This is a genomic window from Sphingomonas sp. Y38-1Y, assembly GCF_032391395.1.
In the GTDB taxonomy this organism is placed as follows: Bacteria; Pseudomonadota; Alphaproteobacteria; order Sphingomonadales; family Sphingomonadaceae; genus Sphingomonas.
Map to the genome: position 1 here is coordinate 127,783 of NZ_CP135916.1, position 26,647 is coordinate 154,429.

The 26,647-nt window shown below is 68.3% G+C and carries 19 protein-coding genes; 6 read left to right on the top strand and 13 right to left on the bottom strand.

Going from position 1 to position 26,647, the window contains the following annotated elements; genetic code table 11:
- Positions 1 to 2 precede the first annotated feature (2 nt).
- Positions 3 to 2,366, bottom strand: coding sequence for a TonB-dependent receptor (locus RS883_RS00630; protein WP_315761658.1), 2,364 nt, complete (start codon positions 2,364 to 2,366; stop codon positions 3 to 5).
- A gap of 480 nt (positions 2,367 to 2,846) precedes the next feature.
- Between RS883_RS00630 and RS883_RS00635 the strand changes: the two genes are divergently transcribed.
- Positions 2,847 to 3,359, top strand: a complete 513-nt coding sequence (locus RS883_RS00635; protein WP_315761660.1) for a MucR family transcriptional regulator — start codon at positions 2,847 to 2,849, stop codon at positions 3,357 to 3,359.
- Between the two features lie 46 nt (positions 3,360 to 3,405).
- Here the strand turns inward: RS883_RS00635 and RS883_RS00640 are convergent, their stop codons facing one another.
- The 4 genes from RS883_RS00640 to RS883_RS00655 form a co-directional block, all read right to left on the bottom strand.
- Positions 3,406 to 5,607 carry a TonB-dependent receptor gene (locus tag RS883_RS00640; protein ID WP_315761662.1) on the bottom strand — a complete coding sequence of 734 codons (2,202 nt, stop codon included), beginning with the start codon at positions 5,605 to 5,607 and terminating at the stop codon, positions 3,406 to 3,408.
- Between the two features lie 49 nt (positions 5,608 to 5,656).
- Positions 5,657 to 6,895 (bottom strand): serine hydrolase, encoded by a 1,239-nt coding sequence (locus RS883_RS00645; RefSeq protein WP_315761664.1) that lies wholly within the window; start codon positions 6,893 to 6,895, stop codon positions 5,657 to 5,659.
- Positions 6,896 to 7,013: 118 nt separating this feature from the next.
- The gene (locus RS883_RS00650; protein ID WP_315761666.1) at positions 7,014 to 8,162 is read right to left on the bottom strand and encodes a hypothetical protein; all 1,149 of its coding nucleotides are present in this window, start codon (positions 8,160 to 8,162) and stop codon (positions 7,014 to 7,016) included.
- A gap of 90 nt (positions 8,163 to 8,252) precedes the next feature.
- Entirely contained in the window at positions 8,253 to 10,391 is a 2,139-nt protein-coding gene (locus tag RS883_RS00655; protein WP_315761668.1) for a TonB-dependent siderophore receptor, read from the bottom strand.
- Positions 10,392 to 10,538: 147 nt separating this feature from the next.
- On the opposite strand from RS883_RS00655, the gene RS883_RS00660 reads away from it, so the two are divergent.
- The 4 genes from RS883_RS00660 (at position 10,539) to RS883_RS00675 (ending at position 15,737) form a co-directional block, all read left to right on the top strand.
- The gene (locus RS883_RS00660) at positions 10,539 to 11,279 is read left to right on the top strand and encodes an ATP-binding cassette domain-containing protein (RefSeq protein WP_315761670.1); all 741 of its coding nucleotides are present in this window, start codon (positions 10,539 to 10,541) and stop codon (positions 11,277 to 11,279) included.
- Complete coding sequence (locus tag RS883_RS00665) at positions 11,276 to 12,715, top strand: ABC transporter permease (protein WP_315761672.1); 1,440 nt, start codon at positions 11,276 to 11,278, stop codon at positions 12,713 to 12,715. Before RS883_RS00660 ends, RS883_RS00665 begins: the two co-directional genes overlap by 4 nt.
- Entirely contained in the window at positions 12,712 to 13,986 is a 1,275-nt protein-coding gene (locus RS883_RS00670; protein ID WP_315761674.1) for a DUF3526 domain-containing protein, read from the top strand. The genes RS883_RS00665 and RS883_RS00670 overlap by 4 nt, the downstream gene beginning before the upstream one ends.
- 122 nt (positions 13,987 to 14,108) lie before the next feature.
- A complete protein-coding gene (locus tag RS883_RS00675; protein ID WP_315761676.1) occupies positions 14,109 to 15,737 on the top strand; it encodes a Na+/H+ antiporter in 1,629 nt (542 codons plus the stop codon).
- Positions 15,738 to 15,909: 172 nt separating this feature from the next.
- On the opposite strand, the gene ybaL is transcribed toward RS883_RS00675, so the two are convergent.
- Both ybaL and RS883_RS00685 read right to left on the bottom strand, forming a co-directional pair.
- Positions 15,910 to 17,556, bottom strand: a complete 1,647-nt coding sequence (gene ybaL, locus RS883_RS00680; RefSeq protein WP_315761678.1) for a YbaL family putative K(+) efflux transporter — start codon at positions 17,554 to 17,556, stop codon at positions 15,910 to 15,912.
- 103 nt (positions 17,557 to 17,659) lie between these two features.
- Positions 17,660 to 17,977, bottom strand: a complete 318-nt coding sequence (locus RS883_RS00685; RefSeq protein ID WP_315761680.1) for a hypothetical protein — start codon at positions 17,975 to 17,977, stop codon at positions 17,660 to 17,662.
- Between the two features lie 309 nt (positions 17,978 to 18,286).
- Here RS883_RS00685 and RS883_RS00690 point away from each other — a divergent pair, with 309 nt between their 5' ends.
- On the top strand, positions 18,287 to 18,739 hold the full coding sequence (locus tag RS883_RS00690; protein ID WP_315761682.1) for a DoxX family protein: 453 nt from the start codon (positions 18,287 to 18,289) through the stop codon (positions 18,737 to 18,739).
- Here the strand turns inward: RS883_RS00690 and RS883_RS00695 are convergent.
- From RS883_RS00695 to RS883_RS00720, 6 genes are all read right to left on the bottom strand, one after another.
- Positions 18,736 to 20,838: a TonB-dependent receptor domain-containing protein gene (locus RS883_RS00695; RefSeq protein ID WP_409977423.1), complete on the bottom strand. Its 2,103-nt coding sequence runs from the start codon at positions 20,836 to 20,838 to the stop codon at positions 18,736 to 18,738. The two genes, RS883_RS00690 and RS883_RS00695, sit on opposite strands and share 4 nt — an antisense overlap.
- Before the next feature lie 257 nt (positions 20,839 to 21,095).
- Positions 21,096 to 21,539, bottom strand: a complete 444-nt coding sequence (locus RS883_RS00700; protein WP_315761686.1) for an aconitase X swivel domain-containing protein — start codon at positions 21,537 to 21,539, stop codon at positions 21,096 to 21,098.
- Positions 21,536 to 22,831 (bottom strand): aconitase X catalytic domain-containing protein, encoded by a 1,296-nt coding sequence (locus RS883_RS00705; protein WP_315761688.1) that lies wholly within the window; start codon positions 22,829 to 22,831, stop codon positions 21,536 to 21,538. The genes RS883_RS00700 and RS883_RS00705 overlap by 4 nt, the downstream gene beginning before the upstream one ends.
- 73 nt (positions 22,832 to 22,904) lie before the next feature.
- On the bottom strand, positions 22,905 to 23,525 hold the full coding sequence (locus RS883_RS00710) for a MarR family winged helix-turn-helix transcriptional regulator (RefSeq protein WP_315761690.1): 621 nt from the start codon (positions 23,523 to 23,525) through the stop codon (positions 22,905 to 22,907).
- Between the two features lie 44 nt (positions 23,526 to 23,569).
- Positions 23,570 to 25,240 (bottom strand): dihydroxy-acid dehydratase, encoded by a 1,671-nt coding sequence (locus tag RS883_RS00715; protein WP_315761692.1) that lies wholly within the window; start codon positions 25,238 to 25,240, stop codon positions 23,570 to 23,572.
- Between the two features lie 13 nt (positions 25,241 to 25,253).
- Positions 25,254 to 26,621, bottom strand: coding sequence for an MFS transporter (locus RS883_RS00720; protein WP_315761694.1), 1,368 nt, complete (start codon positions 26,619 to 26,621; stop codon positions 25,254 to 25,256).
- Between the last annotated feature and the right edge of the window lie 26 nt (positions 26,622 to 26,647).

Genomic DNA, 26,647 nt, shown 5'->3' on the forward strand with positions numbered 1-26,647 from the left:
CCTCAAATCCCGTAGCCGAGGCGGATGCCGATGGTGCGCGGCCTGAGCGTGCCGAAGCGGCTGACGAGGAACGCTTCCGGGTGGATGTAGACGATCGAATGATCGTCGAAGACGTTCTCGACATAGGCCTGTGCCGACAGCGGCCCGCGCTTGATGCCGAAGCTGATGTTGGTGTTCACATATTCGTCTGTCTGTCCGAACGTCGACAGGCGGACATTGGGCAGGCCCGGCGTGTTCGGGAACGAGCTGTTGTACGACCCGACATACTGCGCGTTGACCGCCAGCGTCCCCTTGGTCGCATTGCCCAGGTCGAAGCCGATCGAGGTGAAGATCGCACCTTGGAGCCGCGGCGCCGACAGCCGGTGCCCGAGCACTGCGCCCGAGATCGCCGCCTCCGCCGCCGTCAGTTCGGTGATCTTGGCGTCGTTGTAGGCGGCGTTGAGGCCGATGAAGACGTCGGTGACGGGCACGACGCCCATCTCGACTTCGAACCCCTTGCTGCGCGCCGCGCCGATGTTGGTCGCGAACTGCACCGAGTCCGAGACGCGATTGGCCTGTGCCTGGATGTTGCTCCAGTCAATCAGGTACGCCGCGGCGTTGATCGTCACCCGCCCGCCCAGGAACGAGCCCTTGGCCCCGATCTCGTAGCTCTTGAGATCGTCGGATTCCGCGCCGTTGGGGATGATGATGTCGTTCTGGTTGACGACGCTGGCGCGGCCGGCGAACGCGTTGACGATCGGAGCGCGGAAGCCCGTCGAGAAGGTGGCATAGGTGGTGATCGCGTCGCTGGGCTTATAGGTGGCGCTCGCCTTCCATGACGGCTTCTTGCCGACCGCCTTGACCCCCTCGACCGCCTGATAGGCGGGGAAGCTGTTGAAGCGCACGTTGCGCACGTTGCCGAGCGCAAGCCCGAAATAGTTGAGGTTGAGCCCCGCAAAGCCGGGCGCGGGCGGGATGACGAAGGCGGCCAGATAGCCCCCCTCCTCCGTGAAGCCCTGTGCCGAGATGCGAGCATAGCGCGCGCCGCCGGTCAGCCAGAACTTGGGCGAGAAGCGATAGGTGAGCTCGCCGAAGCCCGCCAGCTCCTCGCTGATCTGATGCGTGTACTGCTTCTGATAATATTGGTCAGGCAGCCCCGTCAGCCCGCGCGCAGCGAGAAACTCGGGCGAGGAGCGGTAGAAATAATCGACGTCGCGGCGGCGGTTGAGATAGAAGCCGCCGAGCACGAACTCGAAATTGCCGCCCAGCGTCGAGGCGAGCCGCGTTTCCTGCACGAACACCTTGTCATAGGCGTCGGCGTCGAGCCCGAAGGCGATCGGCGCGCCGGGGAAGCTGCCGCGCGGGAAGGTGCCGGCCAAGTCGAGATAGAAGCGCTGGTCGAAATCCGAATAGGTCGACGAGCTCGTCAGCTTGGCGAAGTCGAATTCATAGTCGAGCGTCGCATTGTAGATCTGCTGCTTGCCGGTGAAGCGGTCGGGCTGGTCCGAAATGCGCTTCTCGCGGCCGAGCGAAGGGCTGGTCAGCGACGAATCCTTGGGATCGCTGTCCTCGTACGAGGCGAGCAGCCGGATGCCGAGCCGCTCGGTCGGCTTGAACAACAGGATCAGGCGGCCACCCCAGTCGATCAGCGTGTTCGAATTCTTCACGCCCGTCCCGACGTTGTCGAGGTAGCCCTCTTCGTTGCGATAGAAGCCGACCGCACGCAGCGCGAGCTTGTCGGTGACGATCGGCACGTTGAGCATCGCGTTGTAGCGCTGGCGGAAGCTGTCCTTGCCGGTCAGGCCCAGGTCGACCAGCGCCGAACGGTCGAAATTGTCGAGGTCGGGGCTCTTGGTCAGGATGCGCATCGCGCCCGACAGCGACCCCGACCCGAACAGCGTCCCCTGCGGCCCGCGCAGGAACTCGACCCGTTCGACGTCGAACAGGTTGGGATCGACCACGGTCGTGTTGCCGATCGTCGAGACGGGCAGCTCGTCGATATAGACCGCGACCGAGCTTTGCAGGTTGGCGTTGTAGCCGTTGGTGGCGATGCCGCGCGCGGTGAAGTTGTTGAAGTTCTGAGTCGGGCGATTGAGGATGACGCCCGGCGTCTCGCGCGCAATCCCCTCGAACCCGACGATGCCCTTCTCTGTCAGCTCTTCCTGCTGGAAGGCGGTGATGCTGAGCGGCACGTCCTGGATGCGCTCGGCGCGGCGGGTGGCGGTGACGATCACGTCGTCGCCACGATCCTCGGCCTCCTGGCCCAGCGGCGGCGGCGTGGTCGAGGATGTGGGTGCGGCGGGCGAGATCACCGTCTGCGCCGAGGCCATGGTTCCGCTGAGCGCAATGGCGCCGGCGCACGCCGACGCGAGATAGATCCCTCGCATATTCCTCTCCCTGCCCGCCGCTTCGATGCGCAGCGTGTCTGGCAGGATGAAACCATATCCACCGGGCACTGTCAACATTCACTCTCACGCGTGTGAACGTTTTTAGCGTAAATCACTCTCCCACCCCGCCGATCCCCGTGATGCGGACAGCGTTGTCGCAGCGAACCCAGGTCGCCGCGCCGGCGGAAGCTATTTCAGCGGACAACTGACGATTTGCGCGCGGCGCCGAAAAGAACAACGAACGCCGCTTCAGCATCATGGATCGTTTCTGGCGAACCGGCGATCTTGCCGAAGCTTGCGCGATCGACTGAAGATCGTCGAGATCGCTAAGATCGAAACTGGGCCGGCGGGACGATCAGGATCGACGGCCATCAACCATTTACTTTCAATCAAATCGTTGATCGACGCTTGAAAGTTGTTTCGTTTGGATCAAATGATGCGCCATCAGCATTGGGTCACAACGAAAGACAGGAGAGGCATATGGCAGAGGAAGACGTCAAGTTGAACGCGGTCGAGCTTGCGACCGAGTTGACGATTGCTTGGCTGGGCAACCAGAACAATCGCGTGGCGGCCGACGACGTCCCCGTCTTCCTGCGCCAGATGCACAGCACGATCAGCGAGCTGTCGGGAAGCCCGGTGGCGGGCGATGCCGGCGGCGAAGCGACGGGCTCGGAAGAGCATGTCCCGGCGGTGTCCGCGCGCAAGTCGCTCGCCTCGCCCGACCACATCATCTCGATGATCGACGGCAAGCCGTACAAGACGCTTCGCCGCCACCTGTCGCGCCATGGCCTAACGCCGGAACAGTATCGCGACCGCTACAACCTCAAGTCCGACTATCCGATGGTGGCGCAGAGCTATTCGGAATCGCGCCGCGCGATGGCGCACAAGATCGGGCTGGGCTCGAAGGGTCGCCAGGCCAAGGCCGCCGCGCCGGCGACCGACGACGCCAAGCCGAAGCGCGCGCGCAAGGCGCCGGCCGAAACCGCGGAATGAGACCACGAAGCGCCGCGTCCTTCAGGCGCGGCGCTTCGCTTCCCGCCTAGAACGCCAGCCGCACGCGCACGCCATATTCGCGCGGCGAACCATAGAATTCGTTCGAGCCGAACTGTCCGCTGACATAGTCCTTGTCGGTCAGGTTGGTGCCATAGGCGGTGACCTGCCACTCCCCCATGTCGAGCGTCACCAGCGCGGAGAGCAGGCCGCGGCCATCGATCCGGTCGCTGATCGGCGAATAGCCGAGATAGGTGAATTGCGGCCCGACATAGGCGTAGTTGACGCGCGGCGTCAGCGTGCCCCGCCCGACCGGGATGCGATAATCGACACCCAGATTGTACGTCCATTCGGGCGCATAGAGGTTGGGGCCGTCCCCCGACACTTGGATGAAGGGCGCATAGTCGAAGCAGAGCGGCGGGTTGGAGGCCGTCCCGGCCGGGCATTGCGGCCCCAGCGTCCCCGCCGGCAGGTTGCGCGTGTTGACGAAGGTGACGCTCGCCAGGTTGGAGTCGACATAGGCGACGTTGGCGTCGAAGCCGAACCCGCGCACGCGCGCCTGGACCTGCGCCTCGAACCCCTTGATCGTCACGTCGGAAATGTTCTCGACCCCGTTGAACCCGGTGCTCGGCTCGACGACGTTGAACTGAAAGCCCTTGTACTTGTTGTAGAAGGCGGACAGCTGCGTGCGGACGCGCTCGCCGAAGAAGCTCGACTTCCACCCCGCTTCATAGCTCATCACCGTTTCCGGATCGAACTCCGACGAGGTCGAGTTGAACCCGCCCGGCTTGTAGCCGCGCGCGACGAGGGCATAGACGAGATTGTCGGCGTCGACCTTCCAGTTGAGCGCCGCCTTGCCGGTGAAGCGCGCATCGTCATGCTCGCCCGACAGGTCGGCGACGGGCACGCCGTCCGGCGGGAAGCCCGGAATGCCGCGACCAATCGTGACGAACCCCGATCCGGTCGCCTTGTAGGTCGAATAGCGGCCGCCGACCTGGAGCTCGACCGCGTCGGTCAGCTGGTAATTGCCCTGCGCGAACACGCCCGTCGTCGTTCGCTGGTTGTCGGGGGTGATATCGGTCGGGAAGCCGCCCTGCCGTTCGAAGATGCGCACGCGAATGTCGTTCCGCTGGAAATAGCCACCGACGATCCAGTCGAACGCGCCGTCGGTCGGAGAGATGATGTTGATCTCCTGGCTGTACTGCTTCTCGCCCGCGAAATAGTCCTGGAAGGTGTTGCCGCCGACCTCGACCGGCGCCTGCGATCCGTCGATGTCGAGCAGGTTCTTGATCCGCTTGTTCTGATAGCCCGACAGCGACCGCAGGACGATGCCGTTCGCCAGCTCCTGCCGCAGTTCCAGCCCCGCCTGGAAGCCGAGGTCGCGATTGCCGGTCGGGCTATCGAAGCTGAGCGTGCGGATATCGCCGACGCGGTACGCGGCAAAGCGCGTGCCTGGGATCGGGCGATAGGGATAGCCGCCGGTGTCGCGGTCGTTCAGGCTGATCTTCGCCGTCGCCGAGAAGCTGCCCGGCTGCCACAGCACAGTCACGCGCCCGCCCTTCTCGTCCAGCCGCCCGGCGTCGTTGGCGAGCGGGCCGATGTCGCGATAATAGCTGTCGCGGCGGCGATAGAAGCCCGCGACGCGCACGCCCAGCGTCTGGCTGACGGGCAGGTTGAGCGCGCCTTCCGCGGTCACCGCGTCGTAATTGCCATAGCCGATCTCGCCATAGCCGCCGATGCCGCCGTCGAGGTCGGGATTGCGCGAGTTGATGAAGATCGCGCCGCCGGTCGAGTTCGAGCCGACCAGCGTTCCCTGCGGCCCGCGCAGCACCTCGACACTGCCAAGATCGTAGAAGCTGTTCGCCTGGACGATCGGCGGCTGGAACAGGCCGTCGACATAGGTGGCGACGCCCGCGGTCACGTTGGGGCTGTCGCTGGCAAGGCCGATGCCGCGGATGTTGACGTTCTGGATGATGCCGCCATTGGTGACCGACAGGGCGGGCGTCGCGGTCTGGAGATCGGCAAGGTTGGTTACGGCGTTCTTGGTCAGCGCGTCGGCGTCGAGCGCGGTCGCCGACAAGGGCGCGGTCTGGAGCCGCTCGGTGCGCCGCTGCGCGGTGACGACGATGTCCTGGAGCTGGTCCTCGGGCGTGGTCTCGGGCGCTGGCGGCGACGCGGCCTCCTGCGCCAGCGCCGGGACGGCGGTCGTGCCGAGCAATAGCGCCAGCGCCGCCTTGGTGCGGATGATCATCGGTCCTCTCCCCTCGATCTTATCGTTGTTCGTATCGGGCGCGTGCCCGTCAGCGCGGCGTCCAGGCCGATGCCGCGGCAAGGAAGGCCGCCGTCTCCGCCGACGCGCCGTCCTCGGCGGGCGGGAAGTAGCTGAGCTTCACCACCACGGTGCGCGTCGCCGGATCGACGAAGACATATTGCCCCTGAAGCCCGATCGCGGAGAAGGCGGGCGTGTTCGGCATCGTCCACCACTGCATGCCATAGCCGCCGGTCGCATCCTCCGCGGCGGCAGGCGCGCTCGCCATCGTCAGCCATTGGGGCGAGACGACGCGCCGGCCATCGGCCATGCCGCCACCCAGCACCATCTGCCCGAACCGCGCCCAGTCGCGCAGCGTGGCGTTGAAGCCCGCGCCGCTGAACTCGCGGCCCGTCCCGGGCGCCCCGTCCATGATGTAGAAGCCGTCCGCCTCCGCCCCCAGCGGCTCCCACAGCTTGCGCGCGGTGTAGGCGGCGACGCTGCCCCCCGACACGCGCTCGATCAGCCAGCCGAGCACCGCGGTGTCGATCGTCTTGTAGGCGAAGACCGCGCCCGGCTTGTGCGCGCGCTTGATCGTGCGCGCGACGTCGGCGAAGCGCGCGACATTCTTGACCAGCGCGTTGATGTGGTTGGTCGCCGCGATCCCCGGATTGGCGAAGTCGTAGCGTTCCTCGTAATCGACGCCCGAGCGCATCTGGAGGATCTGGCGGATCGTCGTCCCGTCATAGCCGCCGCCGCGAAGCTCCGGCAGATAGCGCGTGATCGGATCGTCGAGCGAGGCGATCAGCTTGTCCTCCAGCGCCGCACCGACCAGCGTCGAGGTGACCGACTTGGTCATCGACCAGCCCATGAACCGCGTGCGCTCGTTGGAATTGTTGCGATAGATCTCGCTGACGATGCGCCCGTCCTTCATGACGAGCAGCGCGTTGGTGTAGCTGCGCTCCAGGAAGTCGTCCGCACGATAGGTCTGTCCGTTCACCTGATAGGTGAAGTCGAGCGGATGGTCGGCGCGCGGCAGGCGCCAGACGGGTCCGCTGCGCGCCACGGTCCGCGTCGTGAACAGCGTGTCCATGCTGCGGAAGGTCAGCGTGTTGATGTCGCCGTCGAGCATGTGCCAGCGCGCGATCTGAACCGCGACGGGCACGTCGGACTTGGCACCGGCGGCAAGCGGCGCGGGCAATTGCTGCTGTGCGGATGCGGGTGCCGCGATGGCGATCGCGGCGGCCGACAACAGGCGAACGGACAGCAGACGAATGAGTGACTGGCGCATGATCCTCCCCTCACGCCGCGCGATCGTCGTCCCTTTTCAGGCTGTCGCGGCGTGCGTGGGGAGGAATTAGAGCGGCCGGAGCGATCGCCGCGACTCTCATTTGATATATGGCATTGCTTTATCGCGGGGCGAGGCTGCGCCGGGCGGCGGACCCGTGGACGATCCGCACTAGGTCGGCCTGACGCTGCGTTCCCGTCTTCGACAGCACGCGGTTGAGCTGAACCCGCGCCGTCCCCGTCGCGATGCCCCGCGCGAGCGCATATTCGGTGATCGATGCACCCCCCGCCAGCGCGGAGGTCAGCCGCGCTTCGGCCGGCGACAGGTCGAACAACGCAGCCAGATCCTCGACATCGAACTGGGTCGGGCTGTCGGGCAGCGACAGCAGGATCGACAACGGCGCCGTCTCGGTCCCCGCGGGCGAGGCGCCGACGGTGTCGCCGGTCGGCGCGATGCGCAGGTGGAGCGTCGCGCCGTCGTCCCCGACCAGGACGACGCGGCCGACGCGCGCCGCGCCGGTCGCGACCGCATGCGCCGCACCGCGCAGCCGCTCGCTGTCGCAAGGGCGCGCGCAGCGCAGCTTGCCCGCCACCTGCGCGATCAGCGAGGTCTGCGCGAGCACCTGGACCGCCGCCGCGTTGCGCCAGTCGATCGAAAGGTCGGCGCCGCAGAGCAGCAGGCCTGCCTGCACATGGCTGGATGCCGCAGCGAGCGTGTCAGCCCGCGCCTGAAGCGCGCCGATCCGCGCGCTCAGCCGCACCGCCTGTTGCAGGTGGGGAAGCAGGCGCGCGAGATCGCCCTCCTCCGCCTCGCTCAGGTCACGCATGTCGCCGGGATGGCGGTGGAGCAGCAGCGTAAAGGTGCGATCGCCGCCGATCGGGAACGAGGCCCACAATCCGATACCCAGGTCCGCATGCGCCATCCGCCGGCGCAGGTCGTCGATCAGCCGCGACTGCGAGCCGAAGCTGCGCTGGTCGCTCGAAATCTCGATGCCGGGAACATAGCCGGGCGGCAATTGATAGCGCGGGCTGTCGGGCTGGTTTAGATAGCTGTCGTGCCGCGCGGCATGGGCGGTCGACAGCGTGTCGCGCACGGTCCAGGTTTCCCAGCTCGCCTGCGCCGCCTCTTGAACGACCTGCACCACGGCGCTTCGCACCGACAGCGCGCTGCACAGCGCGTCGAGCATGGGCGTCCACCGCGCCTCGGACTCCGCGGCGGCGTAGAGATCCAGCAGGACCCGGTCGTCGTACAGGTGGACCCCTCCTTCCACGCAGCTGGCGTGAGAATACCGGGTGCAGGGTCGGCGGGCAATCTCTGCCGCCGGATGCTGGCGCCAGCTTCGACATCCGGATCGCCTCCATCAGAATGCCGCGCGCAGTCCAATCGCGGCGGTGCGCGGCGCGCCGGGCTGCACCCACAGGGGCGAATAGCTGTTGGCGTACCAGCGTGCGTCGAACAGGTTCTGCACCGACGCGAACACCGTCAGCCCCTCGATCGCCTCCACCTCGCCGAATACCCTTGCGAGCGTGTGTGCGGGGAGCGTGAACGCCGTCCCCGTCTCGCCCGACCGCTCACCCACATGCTGGATGCCGCCGCCGATCAGCGCATCGCGGCCGGCGATGGCGAAACGCTTGCTCGCCTGCACGTTGAGGTTGTGGGCGGGAATGTTGACCAGCGGGTCGCCGGGCCGAATCTGGAAGTTGAAATTGGGTTCGAGCAGCGTCGAGCGCGCCTCCGCGTCCAGATAGGCATAGCTCAGCAGCACCTCGACATCGCCCGGCAGCCGGCCGGTGAGGTCGAGCTCGATCCCGCGGCTGCGCGCCTTGCCGATCGCGACGGAAAAGCCCGGGTTGCCCGTATCGCTCGCCAGCACATTGGCCTTGTCGAGCTGGAACACCGCCAGCGTACCGGTCAGCCGCCCGCCCAGCGCCGTCAGCTTGACGCCGACCTCCTTCGACCGGCTCGTCTCCGGATCGAAGATCGCGCCGGTGACGTCGGTGCCGATGTTCGCGCGAAACCCCTCGCCATAGGCGGCATAGAGCGTCAGCGGCTCGTTCAGGCGATAGACGATGCCCGCCTGCGGGCTGAAGCGGCCGGCACTGCGATGGCTGTCGATGCCGGTCAGGCGGTTGAGCGTGCGCAGGCTGACATCGTCATAGCGGCCGCCGATGCGGAGCTGGAGCCGGTCGGTCAGCTCGATCTGGTCCTGAACGAACAGCCCGGTCGATTGCTGGACGTCCAGCCGGTCGTTCTGCGGACCCGGCGTCGGCAGCGGAAAGCGGCCATAGACCGGATCGAGGATGTCGAGCACATAGCCCGCACGATCGGTAGTCGAGCCGGTGACGATCGCCGGCCGGACACGCCCGAACTGCTGGTCGTTGTCGAAGCGGTCATGGTCGGCGCCCACCAGCACGCGGTTGCGCAGCCCCGCCACCTCGAACTCGCCCGACAGCTCGGCGCGGATCACCCATTGCCGCGAATCGTACCGGCGCGACCGGCGCTGGCGCGACAGCGAGCGGCCATCGACGAAGATCTTCTGGCGCGAGGGCACGAGCTCGGCATCGGAGGAGAAGCCGGTCAGCAGCGTGTCGCGCAGGCTGGCGCCGACCAGCAGGCTCCAGTTGCTGCCGAAATCATGCTGGACGCGAAGCTGGTGCCCGGTGGCGCGCGCGACATGATCGCCATCGCCCGGCTCGCCCAGGAACCGGTCGCGCGGCACGGTGTCGAAGTCGCCGTTCAGCACGACGATGCCGCGATCGAAAGGCGTCTCGACGCGCGTCCATTCGAAGTCGTAGGTCAGCCGCGTCGCCGGCCCGATCGCCAGCCCGATCGACGGGAGCAGCCCCCAGCGGCGCAGATGCACCTGGTCACGGAATGTGTCGCCATCCTCGGCATAGCCGATCAGCCGCGCGGTCAGCCCGCCGGTCAGCGCCAGGTTGACGTCGCCCTCCGTCCGCACGCGGTCGAAGCTGCCGGCCTGAACCGCCGCACTGCCGAAGGTGCGGCCGATCTCCGCCTGCTTGGTGACGAGGTTGATGGTGCCGCCGGGCTCGCCGCGACCCAGCAGCGCGGCGGCGGGACCCTTCAGCACCTCGATCCGCTCGATTCCGGCGACATCGCGCGGGCCGCCGAACCCGCGTCCGCCATTGAAGCCGTTGACGAGATAGCCGGTCGGGATGTTCTCGTCGCCGGCGAAGCCGCGCACGGCGAAGCTGTCGAACAGCCCGCCCAGCGAATTCTGGCGCGACACCGAGGCGTTGAGGTCGAGCGCGTCGGCCAGCCGGACGAAGTTGTTCTCCCTCACCACCGCCTCGTCGATCTGCGCGATCGATTGCGGGATTTCGGCCAGCGTGAAGTCGCCGCGATACGCCTGGCGCACGCCGGTGACGGTGATCTCCTGATCGGCGGGCGGCGGCTCTTCGGCCGGATCGGTCGCCCAGGCGGGCGCGGCGAAGGCCAGCGTCGTCATCAGCCCGGCGCGCGAAACAAGGCGCAGCATCGAAGTTCCCCCATTCGATCGAAAGCGGCCGATCCAGTCCGGCCGCCGTTCACGCCGCCTGTGCCGTGACGTTATAACGTCGTCAATGATATCTTGTATCATCACAGCGGATCGGGTTAGGGGCACCGCAACGTTCGAGAGGTACCGATGCATTCAGCGACCGACGCGCCCATTTCGATTCAATCGCTTGTGCTGAGCTATGGCGAGCACCGCGTGCTGGACGGCCTGTCGCTCGACGTGCCGGCGGGCAGCATCACCGCGCTGCTCGGCGGCAACGGCGCGGGCAAGTCGACAACGCTGGCGGCGCTGCTCGGGTTCGAGCGGAGCGAGGCGGGCAGCATCACGGTGTGCGGCATCGATCCCGGCGCCGACCCCGACGCCGCGCGCCGACGCATCGCCTATCTGCCCGAGAATGTCGCGCTCTACGACCATCTGAGCGCGATCGAGAATGCCGACTATCTCCTGGCGCTGTCGGGGGAGCGGTACGACCGTGCGGCGATTACCGATGCGCTCGCCGCCGCGGGTCTTCAGGAAGCGGCATGGCACCGCCGGCTCGGTGGCTTTTCCAAGGGGATGCGCCAGAAGGTCGCGATCGCCGTCGCACTCGTCCGCGCGGTGCCGGTGCTGCTGCTCGACGAGCCGACCTCCGGCCTCGATCCGCGCGCGACCGCCGATTTCAACGCGCTGGTCCTGTCGGTGCGCGAGCGCGGGACGGCGGTGCTGATGGTGACGCACGACCTGCTCTCCGCCGCCGACGTCGCCGACCGTATCGCGTTCCTGGAGCGCGGCCGCGTCGCCCATGCGGTCGAGGCGAGCGGCCCCGATCGCTTCGACGTGCGCGCGCTTCACGCCCGTTTCCAGCTCGGCGGCGAGCGGCTCGCGGCATGAGCGCCGTCCGCCTGATCGCCCGCGACGAGCTGCGGCTGATGCTGCGCAACCGCGTCGCCGTCATCGCCTTTGCGCTGCTGGTGCTGCTCACCCTGGTCGCGATCGCCAGCAGCTGGTCGCACCAGCAGCGCATCGCCGACCTGCGCGCCCGGCACCAGGCGGCGGCGGCGGAGGCGTTCGACGCGCAACCCGATCGCCACCCGCACCGCGTCGTCCACTACGGCAACTTCATCTTCCGCCCGCTGGGACCGCTCGCCGCCTTCGATCCCGGCGTCGACGCGTTCACGGGGAACAGCATGTTCCTGGAGGGGCATCGCCAGAACACCGCCAATTTCGGCGACGTGCGGCAAAGCTCGCTGCTCGTCCGCTTCGGCCAGCTCTCGCCCGCCTTCGTACTCCAGACCGTCGCGCCGCTGCTGCTCGTCTTCCTGGGCTTCGCCGCCGTCGCGCGCGAGCGGGAGCGGGGCACACTGCGACTGTTGATGCTGCAGGGCGTCGGGCGCGGGCAGTTGATCGCGGGCAAGCTCCTCGCGCTCGGCACCGTCGCGCTCGCCGCCGCGCTGCCGGCGCTGGTTGGCCTGGCCGTCATCGCGGCGCAGCCCGGCGCGGCGGCGCTGCCGATGCTGGTGATCGGGGCGGGCTATCTCGCCTACCTTACCTTGTGGGTGGTCGTGATCCTGGCGGTGTCGGCGCTCGTGCGCCGCGGGCGCGATGCGCTGCTCGCGCTCGTGGCGATCTGGGCGGTGACGACGATCCTCGTCCCCCGCCTCGCCCCCGACGTCGCGAGCCAGGCACACACACTTCGCAACCGGCTCCAGACCGACGTCGCGATCGCCCGCGACCTTCGCCGGATGGGCGACAGCCACAATCCCGACGATCCCCATTTCGCCGCGTTCAAGGCCGCGACGCTCCAGCGCTACGGCGTGGGCCGCGTCGAGGACCTGCCCGTCAACTACAAGGGGCTGCTGGCGCTGGAGGGCGAGCGGATGACCTCCGCGCTGTTCGACCGCTATTCGCGCGAGAGTTTCGCGGCTCAGGCGCGGCAGAACGCGCTGGTCGACGCGGCGAGCGTCGCCAGCCCGGCGATCGCGCTGCGGTCGATGTCGATGTCGGCGGCGGGCACCGACCTTGCCGGGCACCAGCGCTTCCTCGAACAGGCCGAGGCCTATCGCTACGACCTCGTCCAGCGGCTCAACCGCATGCAGGCGGAGGGGGTCCGCTATGCCGACGATACCGCCACCGATGCGGGCGCCGACCGCCGCAAGCGGGTGGATGCGGGCAATTGGCAAGCGATGCCCGACTTCGCGTTCGAAGCCCCCGCCCCCGCGACGCTCGCCCGGGCAGCGCTGCCCGGGCTTGCCACCATCCTCCTCTGGCTGGGCGCCGCGGCTGCGCTGCTTGTCCTTGCCACGCGCCGGCTGGGAGCCCGCCGATGAGCCTCTACACGCACGAACTCCGCCTGCTGCTGCGCCAGCGTCTCAGCCTGTTCGCACTCGTCCTGCTCGCCGCGCTGACCTTCGCGGCACTCGGCGCAGGCATGGCCGAGGTCGCGCGCCAGCGCGCCGCGATCGCCGCCATCCCGGCCGCACAGGCCGAGGATATCGGCGCCGTCGCCGACTATGTCGGGCGGACGCAGGATGCGGGCAGCGCCGCCTATTACAGCTTCCACCCGACCTGGGACGCGCCCGCTCCGCTCGCCTTCGCCGCGCTCGGGATGCGGGACGTGTCGCCCTACATTCTTCGCGTCCGCGCGCTGGGGCTGGAGGCGCAGATCTATGACGGCGACACCTTCAATCCCGAACTGGCGCTGCCCGGCCGGTTCGACTTCGCTTTCGTGCTCGTCTTCCTCGCGCCGCTGTTCGTCGTCGCGCTCTTCCACGACCTCGTCTCCAGCGAGCGCGAGGCCGGGCGTGCGCGGACGCTGGAGGCGCTGCCGCGCGGCGGTTCGGCGCTGTGGCGACGGCGCACCGCCGTGCGGCTGGCGCTGCTGTGGAGCGTGCTCGCGCTCCCATTCCTCGTCGCCGCGATCGTCGAGGGGGTCGGCGTGCTCGCGATCCTCGCCGTGTTGGCGCTGATCGCCCTCTATCTCCTGTTCTGGATCGGGCTGGCGGCGCTGATCGGCCGGCTGCGTTGGAGCTCGGTCGCCAATGCCGCGACGATGGCGGCGGCGTGGCTGCTGCTCGTCCTCATCGTGCCCACGCTCGCCAACGTCGCGATCGACCGCGCGGTGCCCGTCACCGAAGGCGCCGAGATCGCGCTCGCGCAGCGCGAGGCGGTCAACCACGCCTGGGACATCCCGCGCGAGGCGACGATGCGCCGCTTCTATGCCAACCATCCCGAGTGGGCAGGCTCGGCGCCGCTCGGCACCGCGTTCCACTACAAATGGTACCTCGCCTTCCACCAGAATGGCGACGAGCATGTCGCCGCAAAGGTCGCGGCCTATCGCGCCGGGCTGGAGCGCCGCGACGCCGCCGCTCGGTCACTCGGCTGGCTCTTGCCCTCCGTCGGCGTGCAAGCGGCGCTGACGCGGCTCGCCGAGACGGATCTTGCCGCGCAGCTCGCCTATCAGGATCGCATCCGCGCCTTTCACACCCGGCTTCGCGAATTCTACTACGACTATGTCTTTGCGGATAAGGCGTTCGACGCGGCCGCCTTCGACCGGGCGCCGCGGTTCGATACGGGGGCGATGTCGACCCGCATGCGATAGGACGCACTCGGGCCGCGGGGTGGCACGATCTTCGGGCCCATGCCCGGAAACGCGATATCAACGGGTTGTCTCCGCGACCGCCCTCCCCCTATCGACGATCGGGGAAGCCGCGGAGAAACCATTTGGAAGCCGTCTCGATCAGCCTGTTCCTCCTGCTGGCGGTGGTGGTCAGTGGGGCCGTCGCGCGGATGCTGCCGATCTCGGTCCCGACCCCCTTGGTCCAGATCGCGCTGGGCGGGCTGATCGGCCTGTCGACCTCGTACCGCGTCGAGCTCGATCCCGAGCTTTTCCTGTTCCTGTTCCTGCCGCCGCTCCTGTTCCTCGACGGCTGGCGCATTCCCAAGGACGAGCTGTTCAAGGACCTGCCCACCGTCGTCGAGCTGGCGCTGGGCCTCGTGCTGCTGACCGTCGTCGGCATGGGATTCTTCATCCACTGGATGATCCCCGCAATGCCGCTGGCGGTCGCCTTCGCGCTCGCCGCGGTCGTCTCGCCCACCGATCCGATCGCGGTGTCGGCGATCGCGGCGCGGGTGCCGATCCCCAAGCGGATGATGCACATCCTGGAAGGGGAATCGCTTCTCAACGACGCCTCCGGCCTCGTCTGCCTGCGCTTCGCCACTGCCGCGGCGATGACGGGCACGTTCTCCGCCGGGGCGGCGGCGGTCAATTTCCTGTGGGTCGCAGGCGCGGGGCTCGCGATCGGCGTCGGCCTGACGCTCGCGGTCTCGCGCGGCAAGGCATGGGTCACGCGCCGGTTCGGCGAGGACACCGGCTCGCAGATCCTGGTCAGCCTGCTGATCCCGTTCGGCTCCTATCTGCTGGCCGAGCATTTCCACGCCTCCGGCATCCTCGCCGCGGTGAGCGCGGGCGTGACGATGACCTTTGCGGAGCGGACGCGCCAGACGCTGGCCATCACCCGCATGCGCCGCAATTCGGTGTGGGACACCATCCAGTTTGCGCTCAACGGCATCATCTTCGTGCTGCTCGGCGAACAGCTTCCCGCGATCCTGGCGGGGGCGAAGCAGACCGTGGCGCTGACCGGCCACGCATCGCCATGGTGGCTCGCGATCTATATCGTCGCGATCGTCGCCGGGCTGGCGCTGCTCCGCTTCGGCTGGGTGTGGGTCTCGCTTCGCCTGACCATCCTGCGCCGCAAGCCACAGGGCATGGCGGTCAGCCCGGATTGGCGTCTGGTCGCGACGACCTCGTTCGCGGGCGTGCGCGGGGCGATCACGCTGGCGGGTGTGCTGACGCTGCCGCTGACGCTGGCGGACGGGACCGGGTTCCCGGCACGCGACCTGGCGATCTTCCTTGCCGCTGGCGTCATCGTCGTGTCGCTGATCCTGGCGACGGTAGCGCTGCCGATCCTGCTCAAGGGATTGACGCTGCCCCCCGAACCCTCGCGACAGGCGGAAGAGGACGCCGCCCGCGTCGCCACCGCCAAGGCGGCGGTCCGCGCGATCGAACGCCACCAGCACGCGCTGGCGGAGGCGCATGAGGATCCCGACATCTTCGCCAGTGCCGGCGTGCGCGTGATGGACTTCTATCGCGACCGCATCGACGGCCTTGCCGGCGAGGGATCGGACGCGGTGAGGACGCAGGAGAAGCTGGCGTCCGAAATGCGGCTGGTGGGGATCCGGGCCGAGCGCGAGCAGCTCGACGGCCTGGTCCGCGAACGCGCGGTCGGCAGCGAAACCGCGCGCCGGCTGATCCGCGAACTCGACCTAGCCGAGGCGCGCCACCGGGGATAGCGGGCGCCGTCCCGCCCTTTCGATCCCGCCTCCCGCGTTCAGTCGTGGAACACGGCGACGGTGATGGCGACGATCCCGACCACCGCCGCGACGATCGCCAGCACGAACCACCAGGGCGGCCGCTTGCGCTGTTCGTTCTCGGTCATGTTCGGCTCCTTGGTAAAGCGCCCGGTCACGGGCGGGACACGCCGGCCTTGCCGCCGGCCAGTTCGGCCATGCGCAGCGCGATCTCGCGCTCGCCCATCACGACGTGATCGGCCCCGTTCTTCTCGAGATTGACGACCTGCTCGTCCGAATGCGCACGGGCGATGATGCGCAGCGCCGGACTCGCGGCGCGCGCGCGATTGGCGATGACGCCCGCTTCATACCCCTCCGGGATCGCCACCAAGAGTGTCGACGCGCCGGACAGGTCGGCGCGGGCGAGCACCGCGGCATCGGTCGCGTCGCCGCGCACGCCGTCGAACCCCGCCTCGCGCGCGTCGCGCAGCACGTCGGCCTGATCCTCGACGATCACGACGCGGTAACCGGCGTCCTTCATCTGCGGCGCCAGGATGCGGCCGACCCGGCCGAAGCCGACGAGCACGATGTGCCGCGCCGTGCTGGGCGGCGGCGCGGCCTCGTCCGCCTCCGGCGCGGCCGAGCGCCCGGCCTTGACGATCAGCGCGAAGATCAGCGGGTTGAGCAGGATCGACAGGATCGCGCTCGCCAGGATGAGGTCGCGCGCCTCGCCCGGCAGTGCGCCGAGATTGCTGCCGAGCCCGGCCAGGATGAACGAGAATTCGCCGATCTGCGCCAGGCTGGCCGCGATCGTCAGCGCGGTGCGGTTGTCGTGGCCGAACGCGCGGACGATTGCCCACGCCGCCACCGACTTGCCGACCAGAATGATCGCCAGCGTCGCGATCAGCGGGCCGGGCTGCTCCACGACGACCGCCGGGTCGAACAGCATCCCGACCGAGACGAAGAAGAGCACGGCGAACGCGTCGCGAAGCGGCAGCGTCTCCTCCGCCGCGCGGCGGCTGAGCTGCGTCTCGCCCAGGATCATGCCGGCGAAGAAGGCGCCGAGCGCGAACGACACGTCGAACACGAACGCCGCGCCGAACGCGACACCCAGCGCGATCGCCAGTACCGCAAGGCGAAAGAGCTCCCGCGAGCCGGTATGCACGACCCAGTGGAGCGCCGCGGGGATCACGCGCCGGCCGACGATCAGCATCAGCGCGAAGAAGCCCGTGACCTTGAGCGCGACCGCGCCCATCGACCGCAGGATCTCGCTGCCCCCGGCGCCGTCGGGATTGTTCTGGATGGCGACGATCGCGGGGAGGAGGACGAGCGCGAGCACCATCGCCAGATCCTCGACGATCAGCCAGCCGATCGCGATCCGCCCGCGTTCGGATTCGATGAGGTTGCGGGCCTGGAGCGCCCTCAAAAGGACGACGGTGCTGGCGACAGACAATGCCAGGCCGAAGACGATGCTGGCGATCACGCTCCAGCCGAGCGCGATGCCGAGCCCGGCGCCGAGCGCGGTCGCGACGCCGATCTGCGCGATCGCGCCGGGAATCGCGACCCGGCGTACCGCGAGCAGGTCGCGCAGCGAGAAATGAAGCCCGACGCCGAACATCAGGAGGATGACGCCGATCTCGGCAAGCTCGGCCGCGAGCCCGGCATCGGCGACGAAGCCCGGCGTGAACGGCCCGACACAGACGCCCGCGACCAGATAGCCTGCGATCGGCGAGATGCGCAGACGATGGGCGATGGCGCCGGCAAAGAAGGCGAGCACCAACCCGACGACGATCGTCCCGATCAGCGGGGTACTATGCGGCATCGGCGCCCTCCCGATGACCGGACGGGGCGCTTTGCAGAATGGAAAAGAACACGAACGTCTCCCGGCCAGAACGATCCCGCCGCGCCTGGGCGCAGCCCGTCGATCACGCGGCGGCGGGCGGTCCGCTGGGAACGATGGCCGAGAGGAAGCCGCGCAGCGGCGGCCCCCTTGCGAGGTAGCGGCGCAGCACCGGTCCGTTTGGCGCGGGGGCGGTGACGATCGCGACGGGCGGTGCCGCCGGCGTCGTCGGGGGCAGGATGGCGGACGTCTCTGCGGCCAGATCGATGCCGCGGGTGACGGTGGAGACGTCGGCGGTGGTCGCCCCGAACGCCGAACCGCGCACATGGCCTGCCGCGACGGCAGCCGGCGCCAGCGCGTGCGTCGCCGCGACCATCAGCATCAGCAGCGCCGCTAGACGCACGGCCGATCGCTGGAGCGCGGGGATGAGAGACCAGACGGCTTTCACACGATCAGGATAGGTCGTGCGGCACCAAAACGCCACCCGCGCAGCGCCGTTCGCCGCGGCTACGCCGCTCGCTCCGCATGATAAAGCTGCCGACACGCCTCGATCAAAGACGAGTGATCGACCCAAGGCTCGTCGGCTCGGGGCGCGCAAGGTCGAACAGGCACTCGGCACCACGAGCCGGTGGGAAAATGAGCGGCACGCTTGAACTCAGGCGGTCTATCCGGGCAAATTGCGGGTCGGATACGAGCGCATGAGGACGAAACGATGCTGCGTCTGATGTTTTCAGGTCCCCTTCGGCTCGAGCCGCTGAGCCATGCGCTGCTCCGCATCGGCTATGGGCTGACGCTTGCGACGCATGGCTGGCCCAAGCTGCTCGGCCGGCCGCACGGGTCGATGGCGGACCCGATGGCCGGATCGGTGCGGTTGATCGACAGCGTGCTCGGCCTCCCCTTCGCGCCGCAGGTCGGCGTGTTCATCGCGGTGCTGGAGGGGGTCGGCGGGCTGATGCTGGCAGCGGGGCTGGCGACCCGGCCGCTCGCGATCACGTTCGCGATCCAGATGGTGTTCATCTGCCTGGCGATGGGGCCGACCTATCCCTGGATCGATCGCGGCATCGAATACCCGATCATCCTGGGACTGGTCGGGGTGGCGATCGCGATGCGGGGGAGCGGACCGGCGGCGATCGACCGGATGATCGCCGCGCGGCTCGCCCGTTAGAAGTCCATGTTGACCGCGAGCATCAGGCGGCGCCCCTCCTGATTGATCGCATAGGCGGGCGCGAACACCGTCGTCGGCGCGGCCGCCGTCCTGCTCGCATAGGGCTCGTACACGGCATAGTCGGTGTCGAGCAGGTTCCACAGCGTCGCCGACAGCCGGAACTCGGGCGTCACCTGATACGAGCCGCCGACGTGGAATAGCTCGTAGCCGCGGAAATCGCCGAGCGCGCGCTGCTGGTCGTTGTTGCCGCGATACCGGCTGGACCGGATTTCCGCACGCGTCCACAGGCTGCCGCGCTCGCCGACCCGCCAGCGCAGGTTCGCGTTGACCATGTGCGCCGGGATGCCGACCAGCGGCTGACCCTGCTCGGCACCGCTCAGCTGCTCGGTCTCGGTATAGGTGTAGTTGGCGGCGAGGGAGATGGCGCCGCCGAGCTTGAGCCGGCCGGCCGCCTCGATCCCGCGCGTGCGCGCCTTGTCGATGTTGATCGACTGGCCGAACAGGTCGACCGCCGGAAACGCGCCGACGTCCAGGCAGCCGGGGCGCCCCGGATTGCCGGCGAACTGGCAATTGGGGATGCCGGGGCCGGCGGCGATCTTGTCGTCGAAATCGTTGTTGAACAGCGTCACATTGCCGCTGAACGCCCCGTGATCGTCGAAATAGACGCCGGCTTCATAGGTGGTGCTGGTCTCAGGCGTCAGCGTCGGCGTGCCCAGCAGCGGAATGCGGCCCTGCCCGCCGAAGCCGATGATCCCCTCCGCGATCTGTTCGACGCGCGGCGTCTTGAACCCGCGACTGACGCCGCCCTTGATCGTCAGCGAGCGGTTGACGTTCCAAACGCCGTAAGCACGCGGCGACCATTTGTCGCCGAAGGTCGAGTGATTGTCGTACCGCGCGCCGCCGGTGAGGTTCAGCCCCGGCGCCAGCGTCAGCGTCGCCTCGGCAAAGCCGGCCCATTGGGTGAAGGTGAACGGCTCCGGCGCGACCCCTTCGACCAGGCGGGCATGCCAATATTGCCCACCCACGGTGAAGGCGACCGGGCCCTGCCTGCCGGCAAGGCGCGTGTCGACGATGTCGTTGCGCGCCTCCAGCTCGCGCGGGCTACCGGGCACCCGGCCCGGGGTGCCGTTGGGAATCAGCCGGCCGATCGTTTCGGTGTCGTTCCGCGTCAGCGTCGTGTCGAGCGTGCCGATCGGGCTTCGCCAGCTATGCGCCGCGACATAGTTCGACCGGTTGAACCGCTGCTCGGGCGCATAGCCGCCCGACCCCAGCGTGCCGAGCTGCCCCTCGCTATTGTCGTAGACCTGCTCGTTGCGATCATATTCGAACCACAGGTCGTTGTCGGCGTGCGGCGTCAGCGAAATCCGCCCGCCATAGGAATAGACGTCCGACCGCACGGGATTGCGCCCGAGCGTCAGCGCGGGATCGCCGGGGATGACGATGTCCGATCCGTCGCGGTGGAACACGCTTCCCCGCAGCGTCAGGCCGACCAGATCCTCGACCACCGGCCCCTGCGCGAAGCCGTTGATCGACTGGATGTTGCCGAAACGGTCGTCGCCCTGGATCGTGCTTTCGGCGGTCGCGGTGCCGACCCAATGGTCGCCGACCTTGCGCGTGATGATGTTGACCACCCCGCCCATCGCGTCCGAGCCGTAGAGCGTGGACATCGGCCCGCGCACTACCTCGATCCGGTCGATCGCGGAGAAGGGCGGCAGGAAGCTGGTCGAGGTTTCGCCGAAGCCGTTGGGCGTGACGCCGCCGGGCGGGTTCTGGCGGCGACCGTCGATCAGCACCAGCGTATAGTCGCTCGGCATGCCGCGGATCGAGATGTTGAGGCCGCCGGTCTTCCCGGCCTCGCCGCCCACGTCGATCCCCTGCACGTCGCCCAGCGCCTCGGCCAGGCTGCCGAACCTTTTCTCCTCCAGGTCGCCGCGATCGAGGACGCTGATGCTTGCCGGCGCCTCGACGATCCGCTGCGCATAGCCCGCCGCGGTGACGACGATCTCCTCGCCGCGCTCGCGATGCCCGGCGGCGCCGGTCGCGTCGGCGAAAGGCGTTTCGGCGTCATCGGTAGCGCTTGTCTGCTCCTGGACCTGCATCGCAAAGGCCGGTGCCGCGGAACACAGGAGAAGCGCCGTCAGCAGTCGAAGCTGCGCCGAGAGAGTGACCATGTGATCCCTTTATGAGAATGCATCGCAATTGCATGACCACTGCGCAGCGTTGGTCATCACGTCAACTCGATCGGTCAGCAGAAACAAAATGTTACGGAGGGGTTGGCCGTTCTTCACGACCGGACAGCAGCGATCGGCACGCCGCCGACGCGGCGCGCGACCTTAAATCCCGACCCCTGCGGCGGTTAGCCGGCGATCGCCTTCCAGATCGTCACGGTGCCGGCATCGCCATCGACGCGCACCCGGTCGCCGCTCTCGATCAGCGTCAAGGGATCGCCGTCGAGGTCGGTGACGGAGGGCACGCGCATCACCACGCAGCCGAGCGCGACCTTGGTCGTCATCGTCGTGAACACCATGCCGATCGGTGCGGTGCCGGCGAGCCGGGCGGTGTGGAACACGCCGGACCAGCCCGACGATCCCTTGGCGCCGGGAAAGACGAGGATCTTGCCGGCGAAGCTCACGCCCTTCAGCTCGTGGCGCGTCTCGATCACCGTGCCCGTCATCGCAGCGACGCCGCCCCAGCCGGAGATCGTCTCGCGCGTGACCAGCGCCTCGCCCTCGACGATGCCGCCGACGACCCTGCGGCCGGTGAGGACGATCGGCGGGCGCTCCAGCGTGAGCTCGCTCATGCCGCCAGCCTCCCTGCCCATTTGCTCGTACACGCCGCGTCGATGCACTCGGCGGTCGTGCCGTACCAACCCTCGATCCCCATGATCGCGGGCAGGTAATGGACCTGCTTGGCGCTATCCAGCGCGGCGACGCGGGTGCCGGGCGGCACCGCCTGGCTGATCGAGGAACAGGTGTCGGTCATCAGCCGCGCACCGGCGCGCTCCAGGATGCGGGTGAAGCCGCTCGCGCCCGCGGTCGCCTTCACCGCGCGCGAGGTGAAGATCCACAGCGCCGAGTTGGCGGAGACGCTGCGCCCCTCGATCAGCTGCGCAGCCTCCGCAATCTGCTCGATCGAGTAATGCGGACAGCCGAGCATGACGAAGTCGACATCGGTCGACGCACCGACGCTGTTGAGCCGCTCGTATGTCCGCGCCCGCGCCGCCGCGTCATAGACGAAGGTCTCGCCGGGATTGCCGCCGCCGAACGCGTGCTCGGCGGTGGGCGCCTCGGGCGTGATGCCCGCCATGTGGTACATCTCGACCCCGCCCGACGACGCCGCCGCGGCGCCGAAATGCTTGTGGCGAATGAGGCTGGGCGACCCGATCGCGCCATCCAAGACGGGGATCGTGTCGAGCACCGCGTCGCCGGTGAAATAGCCGAGCATGCCCCATTCGAACACGTCGTCCACCGGTACCTCGACGCGCACCGCATGCTGCCCGCGCCGAAAGTCGTCGCGGTGAAAGCCCCAGTCCGGGATGCGCTTGGTCAGCATCGCCGCCGACGTCGACTCGCGTCCCTCGCAATTGGTGCGTCCGCCGATCACCGAGTTGCAGAAGACGACCGCCGAGCTTTCCATCCAGGCGCAATGCTCGCCCATCACGGGGACGTTGCCGGCCAGATAGGGCGTGCAGGTCTTCAGCACCTGGATGCCGTGTGCCGCCACCTGCCCCTCGTCATAGACGAAATTGTCGTGCTGCGCGTCGGTCATGCCCTGCTCGCGCCACAGCATCGGGTCCATGCCGCCCTGAAGGTGACAGGCGATGCCGGCGTTCATCCGCGGCACGTCGACGACATCGTCCGAATCGAGGTCGAAGCGCGAGAAGATCGCGCGGTAATCGCCGCCATCTTCCTTGTAATAGTTCTTGAGCCAGGGCGTCGAGGAGCCCGGGACGCCGGCGATGTTGTTGGTCTCGACCAAGCGATCCGCGCCCAGCGCCTCGGCATAGCGGATCAACAGGTTCATCGCGCGCGCGGTCGCGTCGCCCTGGGCGCCATCCAGCATCGCGCGCTCGGCATCGGTGAGTTGGACCACGATCGCTCCTTTGGTCGGTAGCTTGCTATCTCTTCAACATACGATCCGCCGCCGGCCAGGGCAGCCGCGACCGTCAGCGGATCTCGTCGAGCTTGCGCAGGATGTCGGACAAGACCTCGAGCGCGATCTCCAGCTTGTCGCGGTCGATGTCGCCCAGCACCTCGCGGCGCAGGCCGTTGCTGATCTCCATCAGGTCGGCGATCACCTGCCGGCCCTTGGGCGTGATGCGGTTGATCGTCTGGCGCCGGTCGCTCTCGCGCTGCTGGCGCTCGATCAGCCCGTCACGTGCCAGCACGTCGAGCATCCGCACCATCGTCGGCCCCTCGACCGAGATGAGGTGCGCCAGGTCGCTCTGCGTCAGCTCGTCCCCGGTGAAGGCGACGAGGAACAACGTCTCCCACCGTGCCATCGTCTGGCCGGTGACCTTGACGCGTTCGTTGGCGAGCTTGCGCCAGCGCCGTGCGGCGGTGACGATCGAGCGCGTCGTGCGAAAGAACTGGTCGTCCTCGCTCGAGGCCTCGAAATAGCTGTGATAGTTGATGAGGTGCCGCTCGGCCTTTTCGACCGGATCGGTCCGCACCTTGGCGGGCTTCACCGCCCGCGGATAGGGCTTGGGGCCGCGCTTCTGAAGCGAGCGCGGCCCGCGGCGTGGCGTCTCGTTCGCGCCCGTCGCTGCATCGTCGTCGTCGGCCATGGCCCTCATCCTAGGGATGTGATCGCGTCCTGACAAAGCCGGTCTCACGCATCCAGGTCGGTAAGGACCGCGCCCGTCGCCATCGACTGCACGTCGCGGCGATAGATGCCGAGATAGCCGTCGGCAGGAACGGCATAGGCGTTGCTGGCCGATCCCGGCCGCCGCGCGAGCTCGTCCGCCGGCACGTCCAGGTCGAGCTGGCGCGCGGCCACGTCGATGACGATGCGGTCGCCGTCGAGCACGCGGCCGATCGCGCCGCCCACCGCGCCCTCCGGCGCGACCTCGGCCACCGTCAGCCCTTTCAGGCACAGGCCCGACAACTGGCCGTCGGTGACGAAGGCGACGTCCTTGGCCAGGCCCGCGGCATCGATCGCGAACAGGACGTGGCTCGCGCCGCCGCCCATCGCCGGCCCGCCCTTCAGCCCCTGGCCGTGCAGCACGACGACGTCGCCCGCGACGATCGACCCTGCCTTGATCGCAGCCATCGCGTCGGGCGTGCTGTCGAACACGCGCGCGCGGCCCGTGAACGCCTCCGGCCGGGTGCCGTCGCGGATGCCGAGCTTCACCACCGCGCTTTCGGTGGCAAGGCTGCCGCGCAGGATCGCGATCGCGGGCCCGGCCGAAACCGGATCGTCGATCGGCCGGATGATCGCGGGATCGGCAATCTCGGCGCTGGCAAGATCCTCGCCGAGCGTCCGTCCGCTCGCGGTCGTGACATCCAGGTCGATGATCGACGAAAGCTGCTTCAGCACCGCACGCGCGCCACCCGCATCCTCGAACTGCTCGATCCGTACCTCGCCATTGGGGCGCACGGCGCTCAGGATCGGGACCTTGCGGCCCATCTCTTCCCAGATCGCGAACAGGTCGATGTCGGTATGACCCTCGACCGCCGTCGCCTGAAGATGCTTGATCGCGTTGATCGAGCCCGAGACCGCCAGCACCATCGCGGCGGCGTTGCGGAACGCGCCCTCGGTCATGATCGCGCGGGGGGTGAGCCCCTCCTCGACCATGGCGACGATGCGCGTGCCCGCCTCGCGCGCCTTGTCGAACATCTTGTCACTGTTGGCGCGGACAGGGGCGGAGCCCGGCACGCACATGCCCAGCGCCTCGACCACGCAATGCATGGTGTTGGCGGTCGCCATGCCCGCGCACACGCCCGGCCCCAGGATCGCCTGCTCGGCCATTGCCTCCATCGAATGGCGGCCGGGCTTGCCCAGCGCTGCGCCGACCCCGCCGGAGAACAGGTCCTCGATATCGACATGCTCGCCGTCGATCATTCCCGACGCCTGATAGCCGCCGATGACGAGCAAGGTCGGGATGTTCAGCCGCATCGCCGCCATCAGATGCCCCGGCGGCGTCTTGTCGCACGAGGTCAGGCAGACCATCCCGTCCAGCATCGCCGCCTCGACCTGCGCCTCGATATCGTTGGTGACGAGGTCGCGAGCGGCGAGGATGTAGCTCCCCTTCTTGGCCGCACCGGTGATGAAGTCTGACGGCGCGGTCGTGCGCACCTCGAACGGGATGCCGCCCGCCGCGCGGATCGCGTCCTTCACCACCCGCGCGACGCCATCCAGATGCGCGAAGCAGACGGCGAGCTCCGACGAGGAGTTCACGACTGCGATCTTGGGCTTTTCCATGTCGGCGGGCGACAGGCCCAGCGCCCGCCAGTGCGCGCGGCGGACGGGGGTGTTGGCGGCAAGGCTGCGGAGCGTCATTCGGTGTTCCTCATCAGGAGGCGGGAAGCGGGTCGGCGGGGAGCGGCGCGGGCGTGCGCGTGCGGCGCACGACGGTCGCGATGGTAATCGCCGACACCGCCAAGATGGCGGGACAGAGGGCGAGGATGGCGAAGCTGCGCACGATCGGCAGTCCGCTGGCGAGCACATAGGCGCCGATCACCGGCCCGCCGATCCCGCCGAGCTTGGCGACGGAGGTCGCCCAGCCGCCGCCGTTCGCGCGGATCGCGCTCGGATAGAAGACGCTGGCGATCGAGAGGATGCCGAAATGCGCGCCGCCGATGAAGGTCGTCGAGATCAGCGACAGGAGGAGGAAGCGATCGGGCGCCAGCGGCACCAGCCCCACGACCAGCAGCATCGGCGCGGCGATCATCGGATAGACCGCGACCGCGAACGGCCCGAACCGGTCGGTGAAGCGCATCAGAAGGAGGCCGAGCATCGCCCCGAGCACGCCCGACAGCGACGACACATAGGCGGCCGTCTCTCGCGAGAAGGCGAGGTCCTCATAGACCAGCGGACCCCAGTTCGCCTTGAAATAGACCGCCAGCGTACTGGCGATATAGCCGATCCAGAGCACCGGGGTGAGCAAAGCCAGCCGCCCCTCGAACAGCTTCGACACCTTGAAATTGCCCGTATCGATCCGCTCGTCGCCCAGCACGAAGCGGTCGTTCGCGGTTGCGCCGATGGTCGGGTCGAAGTCGTTGAGCGTCCTGGCGATCAGGTCGGGGCGCATCTGCTTGGTCGCTAGGAACCGCACCGATTCGGGGAGCCATTTCGCCAGCAGCACCGCGCAGACGAGCGTGCAGCCGCCGCCGAACACGAACACGCCCTCCCACCCGAATTGCGGCGCGAGCCATACGGTGACGGGGCCGGCGAGCGAGCTGCCCAGGCTGTACCCCATCATGATGATCGTCACGACGGTCGAGCGCATCTTGGACGGGACGAACTCGATGTTGAGCGCCCAGGCGATCGGCAGCATCCCCCCGATCGCGAACCCGTCGAGGAAGCGCAGGATCAACAGCGCTTCATAGCTGCGCGCGAGCGCCGTTGCCGTCGTGAGGATGCCGAACGCGAACGCCGCGCTGACGATCGTCCGCCGCCGCCCCAGCCGGTCGCCGATATAGGCGAAGGCAAAGCCCCCCACCATCATGCCGATGATCCCGGCCGAGAAGATGTTGCCGAGCTGGATGCGATCCAGCGACAGCTCGTCGCGCATCCACGGCGCGGTGAAGCTGATCATCATCATGTCGAACCCGTCGAACACGGTGATGAGCCACGACAGCGCGATCAGCTTGTAGTTGAAGGGGCCGAGCTTTCGCCCGTCGATCAGCTTGGCGACGTCCAGCACGCGGGCTTCGGCCATCACTCTACTCCACGCGAAAAGGCGGT